19 protein-coding genes are annotated in these 23,973 nt (G+C 50.2%); 15 read left to right on the forward strand and 4 right to left on the reverse strand.

What is annotated here, in order from left to right; translation table 11 throughout:
• Nucleotide 1 precedes the first annotated feature (1 nt).
• On the forward strand, nucleotides 2-1,684 hold the full coding sequence (locus H8S65_RS04975) for a type I restriction-modification system subunit M (RefSeq protein WP_186928910.1): 1,683 nt from the start codon (nucleotides 2-4) through the stop codon (nucleotides 1,682-1,684).
• A 200-nt stretch (nucleotides 1,685-1,884) separates the two neighbouring features.
• Entirely contained in the window at nucleotides 1,885-2,331 is a 447-nt protein-coding gene (locus H8S65_RS04980) for an HU family DNA-binding protein (RefSeq protein WP_186928911.1), read from the forward strand.
• Between the two features lie 57 nt (nucleotides 2,332-2,388).
• On the opposite strand, the gene H8S65_RS04985 is transcribed toward H8S65_RS04980, so the two are convergent.
• Nucleotides 2,389-2,886, reverse strand: a complete 498-nt coding sequence (locus H8S65_RS04985) for a TlpA family protein disulfide reductase (RefSeq protein ID WP_186928912.1) — start codon at nucleotides 2,884-2,886, stop codon at nucleotides 2,389-2,391.
• A gap of 142 nt (nucleotides 2,887-3,028) precedes the next feature.
• Between H8S65_RS04985 and H8S65_RS04990 the strand changes: the two genes are divergently transcribed.
• Nucleotides 3,029-3,406: a GtrA family protein gene (locus H8S65_RS04990; RefSeq protein ID WP_186928913.1), complete on the forward strand. Its 378-nt coding sequence runs from the start codon at nucleotides 3,029-3,031 to the stop codon at nucleotides 3,404-3,406.
• Between the two features lie 25 nt (nucleotides 3,407-3,431).
• On the opposite strand, the gene H8S65_RS04995 is transcribed toward H8S65_RS04990, so the two are convergent.
• A complete protein-coding gene (locus H8S65_RS04995; protein WP_186929023.1) occupies nucleotides 3,432-4,319 on the reverse strand; it encodes an AraC family transcriptional regulator in 888 nt (295 codons plus the stop codon).
• Between the two features lie 101 nt (nucleotides 4,320-4,420).
• Between H8S65_RS04995 and H8S65_RS05000 the strand changes: the two genes are divergently transcribed.
• The 7 genes from H8S65_RS05000 (at nucleotide 4,421) to H8S65_RS05030 (ending at nucleotide 15,753) form a co-directional block, all read left to right on the forward strand.
• On the forward strand, nucleotides 4,421-5,899 hold the full coding sequence (locus H8S65_RS05000) for a rhamnulokinase (protein ID WP_186928914.1): 1,479 nt from the start codon (nucleotides 4,421-4,423) through the stop codon (nucleotides 5,897-5,899).
• A 4-nt stretch (nucleotides 5,900-5,903) separates the two neighbouring features.
• The gene (locus H8S65_RS05005) at nucleotides 5,904-7,160 is read left to right on the forward strand and encodes an L-rhamnose isomerase (protein WP_186928915.1); all 1,257 of its coding nucleotides are present in this window, start codon (nucleotides 5,904-5,906) and stop codon (nucleotides 7,158-7,160) included.
• Nucleotides 7,160-8,185, forward strand: a complete 1,026-nt coding sequence (gene rhaT / locus H8S65_RS05010; protein WP_186928916.1) for an L-rhamnose/proton symporter RhaT — start codon at nucleotides 7,160-7,162, stop codon at nucleotides 8,183-8,185. Before H8S65_RS05005 ends, rhaT begins: the two co-directional genes overlap by 1 nt.
• Nucleotides 8,186-8,296: 111 nt before the next feature.
• Nucleotides 8,297-9,097, forward strand: coding sequence for a rhamnulose-1-phosphate aldolase (gene rhaD, locus H8S65_RS05015; RefSeq protein WP_186928917.1), 801 nt, complete (start codon nucleotides 8,297-8,299; stop codon nucleotides 9,095-9,097).
• A gap of 92 nt (nucleotides 9,098-9,189) precedes the next feature.
• Nucleotides 9,190-10,941, forward strand: a complete 1,752-nt coding sequence (locus tag H8S65_RS05020; protein WP_186928918.1) for an alpha-L-rhamnosidase-related protein — start codon at nucleotides 9,190-9,192, stop codon at nucleotides 10,939-10,941.
• Between the two features lie 16 nt (nucleotides 10,942-10,957).
• A complete protein-coding gene (locus H8S65_RS05025) occupies nucleotides 10,958-13,537 on the forward strand; it encodes a family 78 glycoside hydrolase catalytic domain (protein ID WP_186928919.1) in 2,580 nt (859 codons plus the stop codon).
• An 11-nt stretch (nucleotides 13,538-13,548) separates the two neighbouring features.
• On the forward strand, nucleotides 13,549-15,753 hold the full coding sequence (locus H8S65_RS05030) for an alpha-L-rhamnosidase-related protein (protein ID WP_186928920.1): 2,205 nt from the start codon (nucleotides 13,549-13,551) through the stop codon (nucleotides 15,751-15,753).
• Nucleotides 15,754-15,791: 38 nt separating this feature from the next.
• Here H8S65_RS05030 and H8S65_RS05035 read toward each other — a convergent pair whose 3' ends face one another.
• Nucleotides 15,792-16,424: an HU family DNA-binding protein gene (locus H8S65_RS05035; RefSeq protein WP_186928921.1), complete on the reverse strand. Its 633-nt coding sequence runs from the start codon at nucleotides 16,422-16,424 to the stop codon at nucleotides 15,792-15,794.
• 71 nt (nucleotides 16,425-16,495) lie between these two features.
• On the opposite strand from H8S65_RS05035, the gene H8S65_RS05040 reads away from it, so the two are divergent.
• The 5 genes from H8S65_RS05040 (at nucleotide 16,496) to H8S65_RS05060 (ending at nucleotide 23,328) form a co-directional block, all read left to right on the forward strand.
• On the forward strand, nucleotides 16,496-16,687 hold the full coding sequence (locus H8S65_RS05040; RefSeq protein ID WP_186928922.1) for a hypothetical protein: 192 nt from the start codon (nucleotides 16,496-16,498) through the stop codon (nucleotides 16,685-16,687).
• Nucleotides 16,688-16,797: 110 nt separating this feature from the next.
• Complete coding sequence (locus H8S65_RS05045) at nucleotides 16,798-17,769, forward strand: DNA/RNA non-specific endonuclease (RefSeq protein WP_186928923.1); 972 nt, start codon at nucleotides 16,798-16,800, stop codon at nucleotides 17,767-17,769.
• A 159-nt stretch (nucleotides 17,770-17,928) separates the two neighbouring features.
• Nucleotides 17,929-18,978, forward strand: a complete 1,050-nt coding sequence (locus tag H8S65_RS05050; RefSeq protein ID WP_186928924.1) for an efflux RND transporter periplasmic adaptor subunit — start codon at nucleotides 17,929-17,931, stop codon at nucleotides 18,976-18,978.
• An 11-nt stretch (nucleotides 18,979-18,989) separates the two neighbouring features.
• Nucleotides 18,990-22,031, forward strand: coding sequence for an efflux RND transporter permease subunit (locus tag H8S65_RS05055; protein ID WP_186928925.1), 3,042 nt, complete (start codon nucleotides 18,990-18,992; stop codon nucleotides 22,029-22,031).
• A 4-nt stretch (nucleotides 22,032-22,035) separates the two neighbouring features.
• Nucleotides 22,036-23,328, forward strand: coding sequence for a TolC family protein (locus H8S65_RS05060; RefSeq protein WP_186928926.1), 1,293 nt, complete (start codon nucleotides 22,036-22,038; stop codon nucleotides 23,326-23,328).
• Between the two features lie 103 nt (nucleotides 23,329-23,431).
• Here H8S65_RS05060 and H8S65_RS05065 read toward each other — a convergent pair whose 3' ends face one another.
• Entirely contained in the window at nucleotides 23,432-23,938 is a 507-nt protein-coding gene (locus H8S65_RS05065; protein WP_186928927.1) for a flavodoxin, read from the reverse strand.
• Between the last annotated feature and the right edge of the window lie 35 nt (nucleotides 23,939-23,973).

Genomic DNA, 23,973 nt, shown 5'->3' on the forward strand with positions numbered 1-23,973 from the left:
TATGACAATAAAAGAACAGCACGAACTGGGTAAAACCCTGTGGAAAATAGCAGATGACCTTCGTGGTTCAATGATGGCAGATGATTTTCGCGATTATATGCTGTCTTTCCTATTCCTGCGTTATATTTCAGATAACTATATAGAGGCCGCAAGAAAAGAACTCGGAGGGGATTATCCAGATAAAGCACCGGAAGAATTGAAAGAGCATGGTGTTTCGACACCGTTGCAGTTATGGTACGGAGAGAACCCGGCAGATGTATTGGATTTTGAAAAACAGATGCGCCGTAAAGTGCATTATGTGATTGAACCGGACTATCTATGGACTAATATTTACGAACTTGCACGGACGCAAAATGATGATCTTCTGAAAACACTTGAGAAAGGGTTTAAATATATCGAAAACGAATCTTTCGACAGGGCGTTTCAAGGACTTTTCTCCGAAATAAATTTGAACTCGGACAAGTTAGGTAAGAATTATGACGAACGCAACGCACTACTTTGTAAAGTGATAACAAAGATTGCCGAAGGAATCGCTCAGTTTTCTACCGATACGGATATATTAGGGGATGCTTATGAATACCTGATCGGTGAGTTTGCCGCAGGTTCAGGACAAAAGGCTGGCGAGTTCTATACGCCACAACAATTGTCGAGCATTCTGTCGGGTATCGTCACATTGGATACCCAAGATCCTAAGTCCGGACCGAAGAAGAAACTTGAAAACGTCTTGGACTTCGCTTGTGGCTCAGGTTCTTTGTTGCTCAATGTGCGCCACAAAATGAAAGAAAATGGGGGAAGTGTTGGCAAGATATACGGGCAAGAGAAGAATATCACGACCTACAACTTAGCTCGTATGAATATGCTCCTGCACGGAGTCAAAGATTCGGAGTTCGAAATTCATCACGGTGACTCGCTTTTGAATGATTGGGACATGCTGAATGAAATGAACCCGGCCAAAAAAGTAGAGTTCGATGCTATTGTCGCAAATCCTCCATTCAGCTACCGCTGGGAACCTACGGAAGAGATGGGGAAAGATTTCCGCTTTAAGAACTATGGGCTTGCACCTAAATCGGCGGCAGATTTCGCTTTCTTACTTCATGGTTTCCATTTTTTGAAACAAGACGGCACGATGGCGATTATTTTGCCTCACGGTGTGCTTTTCAGAGGGGGAGCAGAAGAACGTATTCGCACAAAATTGCTCAAAGACGGTAATATAGATGCGGTAATCGGGTTGCCTGCCAATCTTTTCTTTTCAACAGGTATTCCTGTGTGTATCTTGGTACTCAAGAAATGTAAAAAGTACGACGACGTACTCTTTATCAACGCCAGCGACAAGGAAAATTTTGAGAAAGGCAAAAAGCAGAACAAACTACGGGCTAAAGACATTGACAAAATCATAGACACCTATAAGCAGCGGAAAGAAGAAGAACGTTACTCTCGTCCTGTCTCGATGGACGAAATCGAAAGAAACGGTTATAATCTGAATATTTCACGCTATGTTAGCATTGCCAAAGAGGATGTGAAAATTGATTTGTTGCAAGTCAATAAGAAGTTGATCGAGCTGGAAGGTAAAATAGCTGATGCCTCCGAAAGACATAATAAATTTCTTGCAGAACTTGGCTTACCATTACTTACAAAGAGTAAAGAAGGTGAGACAAACGTTGACGGAGTAATCACACACAATTAAGTTGCATACTTCGTTTTGGTCTGCCTGCTTAATGAATAACACGGTAATTACAGTTCTTTGCCGACATCCGCCCACACATCCCCACAAATGCCGACCGATACCGACAGATGGCGACAGGGCTGTTTTTTCGGGGAGTATCTTTGTCATGTTTTCGAGAACAAAGCATTTCAAGTTATTCACGATTAAAAAATTAAACAGTTATGTCAGTAAAGTATCGTTTGGTAAAAAAGAAGAATTTGGGTAAAGATCAGGCAGAGGTTCCTGAAAAGATGTATGCACAGCCGGTCTATATGGAACTGGTCAGTTTTGAATCCCTTTTGGACGAGATTGTGGAAGCGGGTATTCCGACCAACCAGGTGAAAGGGGTGATCGACCGTATGAATTATCTGATCCGCAAACATTTGGATGCCGGCCGCCGTGTGCAGTTCGGAGAGTTCGGGAATTTCCGCTATGGTGTCGGTTCGACCGGAAGTGCGACGGACGAAGAGTTTGATCCGGAGATGATCAAGACCCCGCGCATCGTGTTCAGTCCGGGTTCGTTGCTCCGCAAGGCGAAACAGGATGCCAAGTTCGAACGGTTCGCCTTCGTTGTCAGTGGTTCCGGATCAACTGGCGGAGGTGAAGAGGAGCGGCCCGGCGAATTGTAAGGGAAGTATCATACAGCGATGAAGGAGAGCGCAGGTCACGAAAGAGGCCTGCGCTCTTTATTTGGCGACAATGGCCCTGATTTCTCCGGCATCCACCTTTTCCGTCTGCGTCAGGATAATCGTGCCGTCCTTTCCGGCAAGGAATACGCGCGGGATGGTGTTGTCGGCAAAGAGGGAGTAGACTTTACGGTCCGGATCGGCGAAAAAATCCATATCGTACTGATGTTCCCGGAAGTAGGCCGTTACCTGATCTTCGGTTTCGTTACGGGCGATCAGGAGCATGCAGACGGAAGGATCGTCTTGATAAACATTATATAAAGCAGAGATATCCGGAAAAGCCTCCCGGCAGTCGGAACAGGTCGTGCTGAAGAAAATAATCAGGGCGAATTTATTTTCCAGGTCTTTTTTCGATACGGTTCCATTCGGGTTGGAAATACTGAATTCGGGCAACGGATCGCCCTCTTTCAAAGCAAAACTACCCGAAGGCGGCAAATCTTCGCGGATGCAGGCAGTGAAGGATAACAGGCTGATTATGTAAAACAATAAATATTTCATGGAGACAAAGATACGGGTTGATCGCCATACTTTGTGACTTTTTGCATGGCTATTTGCATATTATCCTGTATATTTGTCCCGGAATTTCAAATATCAAAGAACAAAACAGCAAGGAATACATTTGACTTTACAATCAAAAAATATGGTACGCGTGATCCGCTTTATATTGATCGGCACGTTGAATGCATTAATTACAGTCTTGATTGTCTGGCTGATGATGGACAAGCTCGATTGTAACTATATCGCTACCAATATCACCGCCTATGTGATTGCGCAGATCAATAACTTCTTCTGGAGCAAATACTGGATCTTTTCTTCCCGTACCGGCAGGTTCCGCCGCGAGATCCCTCTTTTCCTGATCGCTTTCGGGTGTGCCTACTGCGCCCAATTCCTCGCTTTGCTTATCATGGTGGAAATCTTCGGCCTGAACGAATACCTCGCCCAGTTCTTAGGATTGTTTATCTATGGTGCAGTCAACTACATGATGAACAAAAAAATCACCTTCCAACTCACCCCTTAATTCTTAATTTTTAATTTTTAATTCCTCAGTGCGCCCGTTCCCGGAACTCCGACGGTGTCACACCCTCTTTTTTCTTGAAGAAGGTAGAGAACTGTCCGGCATTCTCGAACTTGAGGCTGTAGGCTATTTCCGAAATATTCAAGTTGCTGCTGGTGAGCAGTTCCTTTGCTTTCAGGAGTTTTTGCTGCAATTGGTACTGGGCGGGCGAGACGCCTGTATATTCTTTGAACATCCGGCGGAACCAGGAGTAACCGAGTCCTAACCGGGAGGCTATCTCTTCGGGTGTGAGCGGATTCTCTACCATCTCTTTCATCAAGATGCGGGCTTCGTTGATCTTATCTACTACATAAGTGTTTGTGAAAGAGTTGTTTCTCCTTTTATAATAGACCGTACCCAATATATGGAGGACGATACTCGAAATCATCTCCTGGTAGCCCGTCTTTTCCTGTGAGGCGAATTTCAGGATGTCTTCATACAACCCGACGATCGTCGCGCTGAGTCCGATACGCTGCAACGGCTCCTCACGGGTAAAGAAGCGTTTCTCCACGCGCTTGTCGATGTGGACGCCGCGGAAGCCTACCCAGTATTCGTCCCAGCCTGTCTCGCTGTCGGGATAGTAGCTGTGCCATTCTCCCGGAAAAAGCAGGATCATCGTGCCTGCGTTTATCTTTTGCATCTTGCAGGATTGTGAAGAGAAGTAGCCGCTTCCCTTCGTGATATAGACTAATTGGTATTCGTTCAGGATTCGCCCGGTCTGCGGCTTGAAGTTATAATTGTCCGGATGCTTCGAAAGAGGGTAGTTCCCTTTCGGGGGAATAAACTGGTAGCCGACGGTCGTGACGACAATTCCCCATTCTTCGTCTATCGCACTTATCGTCAGGTATCTCAATTGATCGCTTAGTTGTTTCTCCATCTCCTCTGTCAGATTTGAAAGGTTTAAAATCATTTTCAAAAGCAAAGATAGTAATTTACCTTTTACTTTTGTAATCATAAAACAAACAACTTTGTTGTACCATGAAGAAATATAACTTTTTAGCCTTTGACATAGGAGCGACCAGCGGACGTGCCGTACTTGGTATCTTGATTGGTGACAAATTTGAAATGCAGGAACTTCATCGCTTCCCGAATGCGATCATGGAGTTGCATGGGAAATATTACTGGAACATATATCAGTTGTATGATGCCTTGAAAGAAAGCCTGGCGATTTGTGCGCGCCGGAATGTGGTTCCGGATTCTATCGGGATCGATACCTGGGGCGTCGACTTCGGGTATCTGGCAAAGGATGGTGCGCTGTTGGGGTTGCCGCGTGCGTATCGCGACCCTTATACGGACGGTGCGCCGGAAGAATATTTCCAGCGTGTTCCCCGGTCGGAAGTCTACCGGCTTACCGGCATACAGATCATGAATTTTAATAGTGTTTTCCAGTTATTCAGGGCTAAAAAGGAAGGTTTCGGGCCGTTGGAGGCTGCCGAAGAGATACTGTTTATGCCCGATCTGCTTTCTTACCTGTTGACGGGTAAAAAGGTTTGTGAATATACGGATGCTTCCACCACCGGATTGCTGAATCCGGTGACGAAAGAGTTCGAGGCGTCCTTGTTGGAAGCGGCTGGGGTAGCTCCGTCCATTATGCGTCCGGTAGTGATGCCGGGAACATTTGTCGGGGAACTGACTGACGCGCTTGCCAGGGAAACAGGAATAGGCAAAGTGCCTGTCATAGCGGTTGCCGGCCATGATACGGCTTCGGCTGTAGCGGCTGTTCCGGCTGCGGACCGGGAGTTTGCCTACCTTAGTAGCGGCACATGGAGCCTTATGGGGATCGAGACGGAAGAACCGATCATCTCGGAAGAATCCTTCCTGCATAACTTTACGAACGAAGGCGGTATAGACGGGACGACCCGTTTCCTGAAAAATATTACTGGGATGTGGTTGCTCGAACAGTGCCGGAAAGAGTGGGAGAAGGCCGGGCGCGATTATTCCTACCCTGCGATAGTCAAGATGGCGGAGCGGGCGACGCCTTTCCGCAGTTTTGTGAATCCTGACGATCCGCGTTTTGCCAATCCGCCGAGCATGACGGAGGCAATCGTGGCTTATTGCCGCGAGACGGGGCAGCCCGAACCTGCCGAGGACGACGAGTTTATCCGTTGTATCTTCGAAAGCCTGGCATTCCGGTACAAGGAGGTGCTGGCACTGCTATCCGAAATAGCTCCTTTCCCGATCCGCAAATTGCATGTGATCGGGGGAGGCTCGATGAATAATCTTCTCAATCAATTTACGGCTAATGTAATTAACATGCCGGTTGTGGCAGGGCCTTCGGAGGCAACGGCAATCGGCAACTGTATGGTGCAGGCGAGGGCGGCAGGATTAGTGGCCGACCGTTGGGAGATGCGCCGTTTAATCAACTCTTTCCTCTCACCGGCTGTCTTTCTGCCGGAAGGCAGCGGCGAGTGGGAAGGGGCTTTTAAGAAATATCAATCTATAACCTCAAAAAAATAAGACCATGACAAAAGAAAACATTATCAGACAAGCGTATGAGGCAGCTGTTGAACGCTATGCAGCTGTCGGTGTGGATGTAAAAGAGGCAATGGACAAATTGCAGAAGGTCTCTCTCTCCATGCATTGCTGGCAGGCGGACGACGTGAGCGGTTTCGAGAACCAGGGCGGCTCGTTGACGGGAGGAATCCAGGTGACGGGCAACTATCCGGGACGTGCCCGCACGATCGACGAAGTCCGCGCCGATGTCCTGAAAGCGGCTTCGCTGATCGCCGGCAAACATCGCTTGAGCCTGCATGAAATATATGGCGACTTCCAGGGCAAAAAGGTCGACCGCGATGAAGTGGAGCCTGTCCACTTTGAAAGCTGGATGCAATGGGCGAAGGAAAGCGGGATGAAACTGGATTTCAACAGCACTTCTTTCTCACATCCGAAGAGTGGCGACCTGACATTGGCAAATCCCGACGATGCGATCCGCAATTTCTGGATCGAACATACGAAACGTTGCCGCTGGATCAGCGAGGAGATGGGCAAATACCAGGATGATCCCTGTATCATGAACCTCTGGATTCACGACGGCAGCAAGGAAGTTCCCGCCAGCCGTCTCAAATACCGCCAGATATTGGAACAGTCATTGGACGAGATTTTTACAACGGAATATAAAAATATGAAGGACTGTATCGAAGCAAAACTGTTCGGTATCGGTCTGGAAAGTTATACCGTCGGTTCCTACGATTTCTACTTGGGCTACGGTGCGAAGAAGAATAAGATCGTGACGCTCGATACGGGCCATTTCCATCTGACGGAAAGTATTGCCGACAAGGTTTCGGCCTTGCTTCTCTTTACGCCGGAGATCATGTTGCATGTGAGCCGTCCGGTTCGTTGGGACAGCGACCATGTGGTGATCCTGGGCGACGACCTGCTCGATCTGGCACGCGAAATTATCCGTTGCAAGGCATTGGACCGTGTACATATCGGTCTGGACTATTTCGATGCGACGATCAACCGTATCGGCGCATACGTGATCGGTTGCCGTGCAACGCAGAAAGCCTTTATACAAGCCCTTCTCGAACCGTCCGCAACCTTGCAGCAATACGAAGCCGAAGGCAAATATTTCCAGCGCTTAGCTTTGCAGGAGGAAATGAAGAGCCTTCCGTGGACAGCCGTCTGGGATATGTTCTGCCTGCAAAACGATGTCCCGGTAGGCGAGGATTACATTGCCGAGATAGAAAAATATGAAGCCGAAGTAACAAGTAAACGATAATGGAAATAATCATCGGATTAATCATAATCGCAATCGGCAGCTTCGGGCAGAGCAGTTCCTACGTTCCGATCAATAAAGTCAAGGATTGGAGTTGGGAAAGTTTCTGGCTGGTGCAGGGCGTTTTTGCCTGGCTCGTCTTCCCGTTCTTGGGAGCGCAGCTTGCCATTCCCGACGGTAGCAGCCTCCTGGAACTGTGGAGTGCCGGCGGAGCTACGGGAGCCGTTGTTTACGGAATCTTGTGGGGGATCGGCGGCCTGACCTTCGGGTTGAGTATGCGTTATTTGGGGGTTGCGCTCGGCCAGAGCATTGCGCTTGGAACGTGTGCCGGCTTCGGAACGCTTTTCCCGGCTGTCTTTGCCGGAACGGATTTGTTTCATGGCGATGGCCTGGTCCTGCTGATCGGCGTGTGTATCACGCTTGCCGGTATCGCCGTGATCGGATATGCCGGAAGTCTTCGCGCCCGCAATATGACCGAGGAGGAAAAGAAAGCGGCTGTAAAGGATTTTGCGTTGACGAAAGGTTTGCTTGTCGCTCTTTTGGCCGGTGTGATGAGCGCCTGCTTCAATCTGGGCCTGGAATCCGGCGCTCCGATCCTTGAGAAGGCGAAGCAGTCCGGCGCAAGCGAATTGTTCGCACTGAACCCGGTAATCCTGTTAGTGACGATCGGCGGTTTTATCACGAACGCCTCTTATTGTCTCTTCCAGAATGTAAGGAACAAGACGGGGAAAGATTATTTCTCCGTATCGGGCGGTACTTTGCTGAATAATGTCTTATTTTGTGCGCTGGCAGGTGTTTTGTGGTATTCGCAATTCTTCGGGCTGGGAATGGGAAAGAGTTATTTTGCCGATTCCCCGGTGATGCTGGCCTTTTCATGGAGCATCCTGATGTCGCTGAATGTGATCTTCAGTAATGTGTGGGGGATTATCCTGAAAGAGTGGAAAGGGGTGAGCCGGCAGACGATCGTTGTTTTGGTCTGCGGCATGTGTCTCCTGATATTCTCGCTTTTGCTGCCTAATTTGATTTAAGGAAGAAATAAAATAATAAGAATCGGGCTGAAAATGGATAGGCATGGGATTTTAGTTTCATGGGTATGGAATTAAGATTCCATGCTTATAAAAAAGATATATATAAGTAAAATGAAAACAATCAGAAACAATGAAAAATTGATGGCCGAGATCGGCCGTATCGCCGAAGTGGCCGGCTATCTCTGGACAAAAGGGTGGGCGGAACGCAATGGCGGTAACATTTCCGTAAACCTGACCGACCTGATGAGCGACGTCGAAAAAGCGCTTCCCGCACTGGGGCCGGCTATTCCTTTACAGGAGGCGATGACGGCCCTTGCCGGACATATTTTCTATGTTACCGGCACCGGAAAACGGATGCGTTATGTTGCACAGGACCCGTTTGCCAACGGTTCCCTGATCCGTATCGCCGGGGATGGCAAAAGTTATGATATTATTGCCGAACAGTTGATTTTGCCGACTTCCGAGTTGCCTTCACACCTGATGATGCATAATTATCTGCGTGGCTTGGGCCGTGATAATAAAGTCGTTCTGCATACGCACCCGACCGACCTGATCGGTATGACGCATTGCAAACCGTTCCTGGATTCGGACGTCATCACCCGTACGTTGTGGAGCATGATTCCCGAATGCCGTATCATTGTACCGAAAGGAGTCGGTATTGTTCCTTATGAAATCCCCGGAACGTTGGATCTGGCGCGTGCCACAATCAAGCAATTGGAAAAACACGATGTCGTATTCTGGGAAAAGCATGGTATTCTGGCAGTCGGCGAAGACCTGATCGAATGCTTTGACGCAATCGACACCCTGAGCAAATCCGCCCAAATCTATTTCAGCGCACGCATGGCAGGATATGAACCCGCCGGCATGACCGACAAGCAGCTGGATGATTTGGTTCCGGCTTTCGGTTTGTGATAGATTATGATCGTAAATGCTGATTTATCCGTTACTTTTGGGTCAAGCCGAAAGTAACAGATAAATCATCATTCATATAAACACCATATACCATGAAAAAACTATTCATTCTCATATCCCTGTTCATCTCCGTTCCGTTGTTTGCCCAGCAGCGCGATAGCCGTGTGCGTGAATATCTTCCTCCTGCGCGTATCGTATGGCAACAGGAAAGCCAATTGATACAGGGCGCAGACCATTTGCTTCTTCCAGGAAACGGACAATCCGATCTTGCAAACCGCTCGATCTGCCGCCTGACAAGTACCGACCGGCAACACCCCGCCATACTCTTCGATTTCGGGAAAGAACTGCAAGGCGGCTTGCAAATCGTGACCGGCATGCCGACTTCACACGAACCGATAGCCATCCGTGTTCGTTTTGGGGAATCGGCAAGCGAAGCGATGTGCGAAATAGACGGAGTAAACGGAGCTACCAACGATCATGCCATGCGCGATTTTACCATTTGCCTGCCCTGGTTGGGAGTCATGGAAGTGGGTAATTCCGGTTTCCGTTTTGTGCGCATCGACCTTCTGGACGATTCTGCCGAACTGCATTTGAAGGAGGTCCGTGCGATCTCTACTTTCCGTGATATTCCCTATAAAGGTTCTTTCCGTTGCAATGACGAACGGTTGAACAAAATCTGGCAGACCGGGGCCTACACCGTGCATCTGAATATGCAGGAATACCTCTGGGACGGGATCAAGCGCGACCGCCTGGTTTGGGTGGGCGACCTGCATCCGGAAGTGATGACCGTAAATACCGTTTTCGGTTATAATGAAGTCGTCCCGAAAAGCCTCGACCTGATTCGCGATATCACGCCGTTGCCCGGATGGATGAACGGGATGTGCAGTTACTCCATTTGGTGGCTGCTGATCCAGCGCGACTGGTATTATTATCAGGGTGATTTGGCTTACTTGAAAGAGCAAAGGGACTATTTGACCGGTTTGCTTCGCCTCCTGATCTCTAAAGTCGGTGAAGACGGCGTGGAAAAGCTCGACGGAGGAGGACGTTTCCTCGATTGGCCGTCCAGTGAAAATCCGGTTGCCATCGATGCCGGCTTGCAAGCCTTGATGTTACAGGCTATGAAAGCGGGCGGCGAACTTTGTAAGGTGCTGGGCGAAGATACATTGGCGACCGAATGCGAGGCAGTGAAAAGCAGGATGACCAAAGCCGCTTCGAAAGTGATAAAACCTTTCCTTAAGTCAGGTGTCGCCCCGGACGCACCGGGTTCGAAGCAGGCGGCTTCCCTGTTGGCATTGGCCGGACTGATGAAGCCGGAAGAGGCCGATCAGAAATATCTCGCAGTCAATGGAGGGCATGGATTCTCTACTTTTTATGGCTATTATATGCTTCGTGCGATGGCCGCCGCCGGCAATTATCAAGGAGCGATCGACGTGATCCGCCAGTATTGGGGTGCGATGATAGATCTTGGGGCTACTACTTTTTGGGAAGATTTCAATTTAGACTGGTTGCCCGGCGCTTCCCGAATTGATGAACCGGTTCCGGCAGGCAAGAAAGATGTTCATGGCGATTACGGGGCTTATTGCTATAAAGGTTTCCGCCATAGCCTCTGTCATGGCTGGGCTTCCGGCCCGACCTCCTGGCTGAGCGAATATGTATTGGGTGTCCAGGTTGTGGAACCGGGTTGCCGCGTTGTCCGGATCACACCGCATTTAGGTGATTTGGAGTGGGTGGAAGGAACGTTCCCGACTCCTTACGGCGTGATCACCATCCGTCACGAAAAAGGCGCCGACGGGAAAGTCCGGAGCCGGATCGATGCGCCGTCCGAAGTAAAAGTATTACGATAATCAAATCAGATAAGATATGGGAAAGAAAAACACTCTGTTGATCTGCTCGCTTGCCTTTCTCTCGTTGATAGGTTGTAAAGGTAAGAACGAGCTTACGGTTCCGGTGAACCTGCGAACCGAATACCTGCGCGAACCGATCGGTCTGGATACGAAAAATCCCCGTTTCACCTGGGAATACAAAGGAGGCGAGAAGAACTTCCTTGCTTCCCGTTCGGAAATCCGCATCGGGACATCGCCGGATAACTTGCAACCGTACACCGGCAATATGCCCCTGGAACCGCATACCCGCTACTATTGGAACGTGACGGTATGGGATCAGGACGGGGATATTTGCGAAACTTCGGAAACGGCCACTTTCGAAACGGCCAAGTTCGCTCCGTCCGACTGGGGCGGAAAATGGATAACCGACAGCCACGATAAGGAGTTCGAGCCGGCGCCCATGTTCCGCAAAGCCTTTACACTTGGAAAAGAGATCGAAGAAGCCCGCGCGTATGTGGCTGCCGCCGGCTATTACGATCTGTTTATCAACGGCAAGCGGGTAGGAGAGAACTACCTCGATCCGGGCTATACGCATTTCGACAAACGTATCCTATATGTGACGCACGATGTGACTTCTCTCTTAAAACAGGGCGGCAACGCCATCGCTACCGTTTTGGGTAACGGCTGGCACAACGTACAATCCAAGGCCGTCTGGGATTTCGAGACTGCCCGTTGGCGCAACCGTCCCCGGATGCTCTGCGAACTGCGCCTCCGCTATACCGACGGTACGACCGAGGTCATCGCCACCGACGAAAGCTGGCGCACAGCGACCGGCCCCTATACCTATAACAACCTCTACAGCGGCGACAAATACGACGCCACGTTGGAAGAGAGCGGTTGGAACGCGGAAGGTTTCGACGACAGCAAGTGGGCTCCGGTACAAATTACGGAAGCTCCCGCTCCCTTGCTGGTCGCCCAGCAAATGCCGGGTATCCGGATTACGGAAGAATTGCCGCCTGTATCGATGAAGAAGTTTAGCGACAAACTCTATGTGTTCTCTTTCGAGAAGAACTTTGCCGGCTTGTCCCGCCTGAAAGTGAAAGGCGCTCCCGGCACGCGGATCACCCTGAAGCATGGTGAACTGCTGAAAGCCGACGGTCGGCTGGAACCAGGCAATATCGATGTCTATTATCATCCTGTAAAACCGGGAGAAGTATTCCAGATGGATGTGTTCACGCTGAAAGGAACAGGCGAAGAGGAAGTCTTTATGCCTTCATTCGCCTATCACGGTTTCCAGCATGTGGAAGTCGCAAGTTCGGCTCCCGTAACCCTGGCTAAAGAGAGCCTGACCGGCCTGTTCATGCATACGGCGGTAGAACCCGTCGGAACATTCTCCTGCTCCGATCCGTTGCTGAACAAGATATGGAAAGCGACAATGGAAGCCTACCGCAGCAACCTGCACAGCATCCCGACCGATTGCCCGCAACGTGAAAAGAACGGCTGGACGGCCGATGCGCATGTCGCGATCGACCTCGGCCTGTTAGGTTTCGACGGCATCACATTGTATGAGAAATGGATGAACGACTTTATCGACAACCAGCGCGAAGCCGGCGACATCTCCGGCATTATCCCGTCCAGCGGTTGGGGATACGGCGAATGGCCCGGCCCGGTATGGGATGCCGCCATGTTTATCATCCCGAATGCGCTGTATGATTATTACGGCGAGACCCGCAGCATCGAGAACCTCTATCCGGCCATGTTGCGCTATCTGGATTACCTGAAGACGAAGGAGAAAGACGGCGGTTACCTGACATTCGGCCTGGGCGACTGGGTGTACTGGAAGTCCACGACCAATAACACCTATACCTCTACGGCTTATTATTATTTAGATTACACCTTGATGGCCCGCTTTGCCGGACTATTGGGTAAAGATGCCGCCCCTTACCGGCAGAAAGCCGATGAACTGAAAGCCTTGGTCAACCGTAAATTCTTCAATCCCGAAACAGGAGTCTATGCCGAAGGGACCCAGACGGCACAGGCGATCGCCCTCTATTTGGGAATCGTACCGGAAGGGAAGGAGCAGTTGGTTGCCGATAAACTTTGCGAGGTCGTGCGTGTCAACAACCATTTCCTCGATTTCGGCCTGTTGGGAAGCAAATCGGTTCCGGCCATGCTGACCCGCTACGGCTATGTCGAGGATGCCATGAAGATGATCACGAAGACGGAAGCACCCTCGTGGGGATATTGGGTGGAGACAATGGGGTATACGACATTGCCCGAAACCTGGACGCTAAGCCCTGAGTTCCGGGATGCCTCCCTGAACCATGTCTTTATGGGAGATGTCTCTGCCTGGATGATGAACCAGCTTGCCGGTATCAATTACGATGCTGCCGAACCCGGTTTCCGCCGCATTCTGATCACTCCCCATTTTGTGGAAGGACTGGATTGGGCGAAAGGTGAGTATCATTCCGTAAGGGGATTGATTTCAAGCGAATGGAAACGCGAGGGAGATAAGGTTACGCTCACCGTGACGATCCCGTCCGGCTGTACGGCAGAGATCCGGGTCGGCGATAAGACGGAAACGGTCGGATCAGGTACACATATGAATACTTTTTAAACGAGAATACCATGAAACATTATTTCCTGTTGCTGCTGTTGATCGGATGTATCGCTTCCGGCCGGGCCGAATCCGGCTGGAAAGCCCATTGGATCAATACGGAACGTTGCCAGAGCGCGACGAATACCTGGCTGGCTTTCCGTAAAACCGTCCATATAGACAAGGTCCCGCAAACACTTACCGCCCGCATCGCTGCCGATAGCAAATACTGGTTGTGGATAAACGGCCGCTTAGTCGTCTTCGAAGGCGGATTGAAACGGGGGCCTTCCCCATACGACACCTATTACGATCCGGTCGAGATCGCGCCCTATCTGCAAAGCGGCGAGAATACGATTGCCGTGCTGGTCTGGCATTTCGGCAAGAGCGGGTTCAGCCATGTGAACAGCGGCCTGGCTGCTTTGCTGTTCGAAGCGGTCGCTCCCGGAATCGAGATCGTTTCCGACAAGAGCTGGCAATGCGCCGTATATGAAGCCTATCAGAATACAGATGCTCCCCATCCGAATTACCGCCTGCCGGAAAGCAACATCCGCTTCGATGCCCGGATGGAGATGTCCGGATGGAACCGGCCCGGTTATACGGGCAAGATGCCGAATGCCGAGATCATTTCGCCTGTCGGTGTCGCCCCTTTAGGCAAGTTGGTCGAGCGTCCGATACCCTTATGGAAAGACTACGGCTTGAAACCGTATGCCAGTGTCCGCCGGTCGGCTGCCGGCGATACGCTTTATTGCCGCTTGCCTTATAACAGCCAAGTGACTCCTTACCTGAAAGTGGAAGCTCCTGCCGGCAAGGTGATCCATATCCGGACGGACAACTACGAGGGCGGTTCCCAATACAACGTCCGCGCCGAATATATCACGCGCGACGGTGTGCAGGAATATGAGAACTACGGCTGGATGAACGGCCATGAGATGCAATATATCCTGCCGGAAGGCGTGAAGGTGTTGGACGTGAAATTCAGGGAGACCGGCTACAATGCCGAATTTACGGGTTCTTTCAGTTGCAACGATCCGTTTATGAACGAACTCTGGAAACGTTCGGTCCGTACCTTATATATAACGATGCGCGACAGCTATATGGATTGTCCGGATCGCGAACGGGCGCAATGGTGGGGCGACGAGGTGAACGAATTGGGCGAGGCCTTCTATGCCCTTTCTCCCTCCAGCCATAAACTGGCGTTGAAAGGCATCCACGAGCTGATGAACTGGCAACGCGAAGACGGCGTGATCTTCTCTCCGGCCCCGGCGGGCAACTGGCGGAAGGAATTGCCGTTGCAAATGCTGGCATCCGTAGGCTGGTACGGTTTCTACACCCAGTATTATTATAGCGGCGACAGCAGTTTCGTGGCCGGCATTTATGACCGCATGCACCGCTACCTGCACGAGGTATGGCAAGTCGGCAAGAGCGGCCTGGTCGTCGAGCGCGACGGCGATTGGAGCTGGGGTGACTGGGGCGAGAACATCGACATGGGCGTATTGTCCAATTGCTGGTATTACTTGGCGTTGAAGGCAGAGAAGGCTTTTGCCCTCCAACTCGGCAAGACGGCTGATGCCGAAGAGATCAGCCGCATGATGTATAGCATCGAGAAATGCTTCGACACGAAGTTCTGGACAGGATCAGCCTATCGCTCCCCCGGCTATAAGGGAGAAACGGACGACCGTGCGCAGGCGATGGCCGTCGTTTCCGGCCTGGCTTCCGCCGATAAATACCCTGCCTTAGTTAAAGTCTTGAAGAAGGAATATCATGCCAGCCCGTATATGGAGAAGTATGTGCTCGAAGCCTTGTTCCGGATGGATGAACCGGCGTTTGCCTTAGAAAGGATTAAACAGCGTTATACGAAAATGATGAATTACCCCGAATATACGACCCTGTTCGAAGGATGGGGAATCGGCCCGGACGGTTTCGGCGGCGGCACGATCAACCATGCTTGGAGCGGCGGCCCGCTGACCTTGTTGAGCCAGAAAGTATGCGGTGTAGAACCGACTTCCCCAGGTTTCCGCTCCTTCAAAGTCTGCCCGCAGATGGGAACCCTGACCGATGCCTCCGCCACGATCGACACGCATTTCGGCAAGATCGAGGTGTCGCTGAAGCGAAAGGGAAAAAAGATTCAGGTCGCCCTTTCCGTCCCCGAAGGGACGGCTGCCGAAGTCCCGGTGTCGAAAAGCCGGATGGAACGGTTGGAAGCAGGCGAACACTCGTTTGTCATTCCTGTGTTATAATATTGTCATTCCGGAATAAAATAGGGAAAAGAGGGCGTTCAGCCCTCTTTTTTGCGTATATACACTTTGTGTTTCCCGCTGCCTGAGAAGGTGATCCCGCTGGATGGGGCATGGCGGAAACGTTGTAGTTCCAATGTCGCGCTTGTCCGTTTCAGCCCGGTGATGCGCATATAGTCGGACACGTGCATGACGTGATGCTCATCCAAAAACCGTAAAGCCTGTGCGAGGCGCTCCTCCTCTGCGTAGGGCGACGACTTGATGCGGCTTGTCCCGCCACGCGTGAGCTTGCACCGCCGGTTGGTGTCGCGCACTAATTTCTTGTCCGCCCGGAAGCTGACCCCGTTCACCTTAAGGCTCTGTGCGTTCCGTTGCGGCTCTCCTTCCGCCAACGTGTCTATCTCTTTGTCTTTCACTACACCTAATTTGGGTTTGAACGTCCCGATCCCTTCGAGCGTCACCGACCGTCCGTCAGCCATGCACCGTGCCAGTTGTTCCGCCACGGCGGTCATTACCGACACCACACTTGCCCGGCTCAGCCCCGATCCGGGATAGGCGATCTCATCCATAAATTGGTTCGCGTCGATGTTTTCTTCTATCTTCATCCTGTAGTACACGCGCTTCTCGCCCTTGCCGTCCAGGTCATTCATTTCCTGTGTGATATATCTTGCCATAACTGCTGTATATAAATTATTTCGAATGTTATGAGAAAATCTTTTCGCTCTCTGCATACAAATATAGTTATATGGCATGGTATTTCCTAATTTTGGCCGGTGATTATGTAATCACCACCGGAGATTATATAATTGTCGGCGGTGATTTTATAATCAGCGGCGGTGATTACAGAATTGTATGTGGTTTAGTGAAAAATAGGAGGCTATCGGGGGGATTTTCAAAAATTGATACTGGAATTGCAGGGGAGATAGAAATAGAATAAAAACTGCATTTAAACCATCTTTTCTAACAATCCAAACCAATACATGTGTTGTATAGCATCTTTATATTGCCTACTTTTGCGCCCAATAGGAATAGGTTTTATCAAGAGAGATGGCAAAAAGAAAAAGCGCAAGGAAACCGCGGAAAAAGGTTCAAAAGACTTCGTCCTTCCTTTCCACTGTGAAGCGGATGTTTATTGGAGCCTTTATCGTAGTGGCTTGTTTTATAGGATTTCTGTTTATATATGATTATTTTGCTCCGGCGACAGGCCGTAAACCGGTGGCTTTGGAGAAAAACGCACAGGAAAAACCGCCTGTGAAGGAAGTCCCCGTAAAAGAAATTTCAGCAAAGAAAGCCCCTGCCAAATCTTCCACAAAGACATTTAAAATCCCTGCAGGCACAGAGATACCCCGCTTAAAGGTGAAACGCCAGGAGCAGGTAATCAAGCATGAGGGATATACGGTCTCTTATAATTCCGAATATCGTATTGCCAACTGGGTCGCATACGAATTGACAGCGACGGAAGCCAAAAGCAAAAAGACGGAACGTTCTAACAAGTTTGTTTCAGACCCGTTGGTAAAAGGCGCGACGGCAACCAATGAAGATTATACACGCACAGGCTACGACCGGGGGCATCTGGCTCCGGCAGGCGATATGAAATGGTCTGCAAAAGCCATGCGCGAATCCTTCTATCTGAGTAATATCTGCCTGCAGAAACCGAAATTGAACCGGGGCATCTGGAAAGAGCTGGAAGAACAATGCCGTTTGTGGGCGTTGGACAACGGTTCGCTACTGATTGTTACGGGACCGGTCATTGCAGGCGATATGGAGCGGCTGGGGAAAAATAGGGTAGCGATCCCCAAATCTTTTTATAAAGTAGTATGTTATCATACGGAGAAAGGTTATAAAAGTATCGGATTCCTTTTCGAGAACAGGGATTATAAAGATAATTCGCTGAAATCGATGGCGATACCTGTCGACAGCGTGGAAAAGGTAACAGGCATTGACTTCTTCCCGTCTATCCCCGACGATCAGGAGAAAGAAATGGAGAAGGCGGTCGACTGGAGCAGTTGGTCGTTTTAATGCATCCTATCCGGAAAATTATCGGAGGATACGCTTTGAAATCCGGTGGAAACCGGAACAATAGAATTTAAAAAGATGTTGTATTCCTATGGTGTAGAACTAAGGTATGCAATTAATAATCAGAATATAATAATAACAAATAACTAAATGCAAGTTATCATGAATGGTAAATTAATCCCCGTTTTTGTATTGGCAGCATTGATGTCGTGTAGTCAGCCGCCGGTGAAGGAGCAAGGTCCCCGTCCGGTAAAGCTGACGGAAGTGACCTCATTGAATCTTGTGGAAAAGTCGTTTAGCGGCGTCGTATCGCCGGACCAGTTCAGCGACCTGGCCTTTAAAATGTCCGGACCGCTGATTTCGCTGAATGTAGATGAAGGGCAAAAAGTCCGTACGGGACAGGTCGTGGCAGAGATCGACCCGCAGGACTTCAAATGGGAATATGAAGCGAAGAAGGCCTCTTTTCAAACAGCCGAAGCACAGTTGCAACGTGCTGAGAGGCTGTTATCCAAACAGGCTATTTCCAAACAGGAATATGAAACGACCGAAGCCTCCTATTCAAATGCAAAGGCTGCATTCGAATATGCGCAGAACCAGTTGGAACAAACCAAGCTGCGTGCTCCGTTCGATGGTTTCATCCAGAAGAAATATGTGGAGAACTATCAGAAGGTGCAGGCAGGCCAGGGTATTGTCTGCCTGATCAACCCGAACAAGTTGCAGATCCAGTACACGATGCCGGAGACGAACATCACTTATTTCTCTACTCCTTATCATATCTATGTGGAGTTTGACAACTACAAGGGAATCCGTTTCAAGGCAAAGGTCAAGGAATATGTGGAAGCGTCTCCCGATGGTTCCGGCGTTCCCGTCTTCCTGTATATCGACGATCCCGAATTTAATCTGGACAAATACAAAGTTGCCGTCGGTTTCTCTTGTCGTGTGGTCCTGCATATCGAGAGTGAAAGTTTCAACGAAGGAGCGGTGTTAGCGCCTCTTTCCGCCATTGTAGCCAGCGAAGAAAATAACGACAAATTTGTATTTGTCTATAATGCCCAGTCACAAAAGGTCGAACGTCGCCAGGTTGAAGAGGCCGAACTGGTGGGAAAAGACAATGTCGTGATCACCAAAGGACTGAAGGCCGGCGACCAGGTCGTTTCTGCCGGAGCTACCCGCCTGGTTGAAGGGCAACAGGTAAAAGTATTAACAGATTAAGCTGATAAACAATGAATCTTCCAGTATATTCCTTAGAGAATAAGAAGATTATATATTTCTTTTTGGCAGTGATGCTGATCGGGGGTATATATTCTTTCTTTAAATTGCCGAAGAAGGAGGACTCGCCTTTCGTAATCAAGCAGGCTGTTTTGGTTACGCAATATCCGGGTGCTACTCCTCAGGAGGTAGAAAAATTGATAACGGAACCTATCGAGAGGGAAATTCAGTCCATGTCGGATGTTTTTCAGATCAAGTCTGAATCTTATTTCGGCATGTCGAAGATCTCGATCGAGTTGCAGCCCACTTTAGCCCCGGATTATATGCCGGTCAAGTGGGACGAATTGCGTCGTAAGGTGTCTAACATACAACCCCGCCTTCCGAGCGGGGCCTCCGCCATTAACGTGAGTGACGACTTCGGGGACGTGTTCGGTATCTATTACGCCCTGACTGCCGATGAAGGTTTTACCTACGACGATATGCGCGACTGGGCGCAGAAGATCAAGACCGAGCTGACCCCTATCTTAGGCGTGCAGAAGGTCTACCTGTTTGCGGAACAAACGCAGGTCGTGAATGTGCGTATCTCCGTACCCAAACTGGCGAACTTGGGGATCGACCCTAATTCGATCCAGCAAGTCCTGCAAACGCAGAACCTCCTGGTCAATACCGGCGAGATCATGACCGGGACTTATCAGCTTCGCGTGCGTGCCGAAGGTACTTATAAAAGTATAGAAGATATACGCGACCAGTTGATCGTCACCAAAGGCGGCGGCGAGGTGCGCCTGGGCGATATCGCCACCATCGAACGTGGTTATATGGACCCGCCTTCCAACCTGATGCGTGTGGATGGCAAACGGGCTATCGGTATCGGTGTGGCTACGGGTGCGAAAGACGATGTGGTAGCTGTCGGCGATGCGGTTGCCGCCCATCTGAAAGAGATGGAGCAGCTTTTCCCGATCGGCATGGAACTGAAAACCATCTATCCGGAAAACCAGATCGCCAACGATGCGAATAACGGTTTTATCCTGAACCTGATCGAATCGTTGCTCATCGTAATTGTGATCATCTTCCTTGTGATGGGATCGCGTGCCGGAATGCTGGTGGGCAGTTCGCTGCTTTTCTCGGTCGGCGGTACGTTGCTGATCATGTTGATCTGGGGTGTCGGGCTGAACCGTACGTCTCTTGCCGCTTTCATTATCGCGATGGGTATGCTGGTGGATAACGCGATTGTGGTGACCGATAACGCGCAGGTCGGCATCAAGCGCGGCCTGTCACGCTACCAGGCGTTGGTCGACGGAGCCACCAAGCCGCAATGGGCCTTGTTGGGCGCGACCTTTATCGCTGTTTGTTCTTTCCTGCCGATGTACTTGGCGCCGGCTTCAGTGGCCGAGATCGTCAAGCCGTTGTTTATCGTGCTTGCTGTCTCATTAGGCCTGAGCTGGGTGTTGGCTTTGACACAGACAACGACATTCGGCAACTTTATCCTGAAAGAGGCGAAACCGGGTGAATCCAAAGACCCGTATGACACGAAGCTGTATCATAAATTCGAAAAAGTGCTGGGACGCCTGATCAAACGCCGTTATATTACGCTGGCCTCGGTTGTGGCGACACTGTTCCTGTCCCTGTTTATCATGAGCATCATGCCGCAGAGCTTCTTCCCGATCATGAACAAGCCGTATTTCCGTGCCGACCTGATCTTCCCGGAAGGTTACGGTATCGATGATGTGGAAAGGAATGTGATCAAGATCGAAGAATATCTGAAGAACAACGAGAATATCAAATCCTATTCGTTCACGTTGGGAGGCTCGCCGGTGCGTTATTACCTGGCAAGTTCTTCTATCGGCCCGAAGCCGAACTTCGCCAATGTCCTGATCGAAACGAAGGATGCGAAAGATGCGCAGGGCGAGGAAAACAAGTTCTATGAATATATGGTAGCCAACTATCCGGACATCCTGACGCGTTCCGCTTTGTTCGCATTGTCTCCCGTGCCTGATGCCGCTATCGAGATCGGTTTCGTAGGCGATAATATCGATACGCTGGTGGCCTTGACGCAACGTGCACAGGAGATCGCCCGCAAGAACGAGATGGTGATGGAAGTGCGCAACAGTTGGGGAAACAAGGTTCCGGTATGGAAACCGTTGTACTCGCAGGAGAAAGGCCTCCGCTTAGGTATCACCCGCCAGCAGATGGCCTATTCGCTTCGTTCGGCTACAAATGGTGTGCCGCTGGGCGAATATCGCGAAGGGGATGTGTTTATGCCGATCCTGCTGAAAGATGCTGACCGGGATTCCATGAACCTGAACGACATCAAGACTTTGCCGGTCTATAGTGCCAAAGGCCGTTCCGTGAAAGTAGAGCAGGTGATCGACGACTTCTCGCTCGATTATGAATATAGCGTTGTGAAGCGTTACAATCGCCAACGTTATATGATGATGCAGTGCGAACCGAAGCGCGGCGCCAATACAATGGCTGCTTTCAGCCAGTTGTGGCAACAGATCGAACAAGAGGTACAAGTGCCTGAAGGCTATAAGCTGCAATATTTCGGCGAGCAGTCCGAGCAGGATAAGGGTAACAAGGCGATTGCCGCCAACATCCCGTTGATGTTCGGTCTGATCTATATCACCCTGCTGTTCCTGTTCCCGAAATACTATCGTAAGCCGGTCTTGATCATGTGTATGTTGCCGTTGATCTTCATCGGTGTGGTATTGGGATTGCTGGTCTTCGGCAAGTCGCTCGATTTCTTTGCCATGTTAGGTCTGTTAGGTCTGATCGGTATGAATATCAAGAATGCGATCGTGCTGGTAGACGAGATCGGTTTGCAGCTTAACAGCGGCTTGGCGCCGGTGAATGCTGTTATCGAGGCGACTAAAACCCGTATCGTTCCGGTGACGATGGCATCGGGGACAACGATCTTAGGTATGTTGCCGTTGCTGGGCGATGCCATGTTTGCCGGTATGGCGGCGACGATTATGGGAGGTCTGTTCGTTTCGACTATCCTGACCATTTTCGTCCTTCCGGTGACCTATTGTATATTCTTTAAGATTAAATCGGTATAATAATATGAGAAATAAAATAATTATCGGTTGCATGCTGTTGGGGGCTTTATCTGTGGGAGCACAGGAAAAGCCTGTCACGGCTGCAGACTACAAGCAGAAAGTGCTTGAATATAGCCGCCAGATCAAACAGAGTGCGGAAGAGCGTATTGCGATGCAGCATGCTATCAAGGCGGCCAAGACCGCTTTCTTCCCGGCTGTCGATTTCTCCGGCAGCTACCAGTACCGTATCAATAAGTACGACTTGGATTTCGGCCCCGGCATGGCTGTCGAAATGGATCATAACACCTATAGTTTGGGAGCTACCGTAAGCCAGCCGATCTATGCCGGCGGACAAATCTACAACAATTACAAGGCCGCCCAGATACAGGGACAGATCGCTTCCGAGGCGGAAGACCTGACGACGGATAATATCGTGTATGCCGCTGACCTGAACTACTGGTCTGCGGCTGCCCGCAAAGGTATGTATGATGTCATGTGCCAGTATGTCGATATCGTGCAGGAATTGGCAAACGTGCTGACTACCCGTTTCAATGACGGGCAGATCAGTAAAACCGACCTCTTGCAGGTACAGTCCCGTTTGAAAGAAGCGGAATTGAACAAAAGTGCTGCATACAAAGACTATCAGATCGCCTTGCAGAACCTCAACGTGCTGATGGGTGTTCCTCCTATGACGCCGGTAGAGATTGCCGATGCCATCACGATGGTCCAGCCGTTGCCTATGCACATAGGGGAGGAGGCAGCTTTGCAGAACCGGCCGGACTTCACGATCTCCCGATTGAATATCGAATACCAGAAACGGCAGATCAACTTGTCAAAAGCAAAATATAATCCGACACTGGCGATCGGTTTCCAGGGAACCTGGGGCACTCCGATGTTGAACGTGAAAGGTTCCGACCAGCTTTGGACACCTGCCGTATTCGCTTCCCTGAAGATACCTTTGTTCCGTTGGGGCGCCCGTTTCAAGGAGGTCAATTCCCAGAAAGCCATTTTGCGCAGTAAGGAATATGCGATGGATTATGCGCGCGACCAGATTTCCCAGGAGGTAGCCAATTCCTGGACCAGCCTGACGGAAAACACGAAGCAGATCGATGTTGCCGAAGAAGCCTGCAAGATCGCCGAAGAAAACCTCGACCTGAATACGTTCAGCTATAACGAGGGGAAACTTCCGATCCTCGACGTCCTTTCCGCCCAGCTTTCCTGGATTCAGTCTTATAGCAGCCTGATCCAGACCTGGTATCAGCAGAAAGCATCCCTTGCCCAGTATAATAAGGCGGTGGGTATTCGCCGCTTGCAGTAATCGGAAAACACCTTTATTACAATTTTTTAGGCACGGATTTCACGGAAATCCGTGCCTAAATTATATTCGCTTAGCGAGTGGACTTTAGTCTGATAATGATTGATTACCGGAACTCTTTTTTCAGTTCCGCCACCCATTTCAGGATGCGTTCCTCTGTCTGTTCGGATTGGTTCTCGACATCGAGGGCAAGCCCCAGGAAATGCCCTTCCTTAACGGCTCGTGATTGGGTGAACTGGTAGTCGCTGACGGGCATGAAGCCGACCAGTTCCGCATTGCTCTTGGTAAAGGCTTCCGCCAGAATGCCGATTCCATCGACGAAATTGTCGGGGTAGCGTTCCTGGTCGCCGAGACCGAAAAGGGCGACTTTCTTGCCCGTCATGTCGATAGATTCTATTTCAGGCAGAAACTCGTCCCAGTAGGTCGGCAGTTCTCCGTCGAACCAGGTGGAAGTTCCGGCAATGATGTTGTCGAACGATTCGAATTCCTTGCGTGTCGCTCCTTCGATCGGGATCAGGACGACTTCGTTTTCAGCGAACGCTTCTTGTATTTTCAAGGCGACTACGGCTGTTTTAGCGGTTGCGCCACCATAGAATAAACCTATTTTCTTCATTCTGTATACTGTTTATAAGAGACGGATTGCCCCGT

Source organism: Parabacteroides hominis (genome assembly GCF_014287585.1).
In the GTDB taxonomy this organism is placed as follows: Bacteria; Bacteroidota; Bacteroidia; order Bacteroidales; family Tannerellaceae; genus Parabacteroides; species Parabacteroides hominis.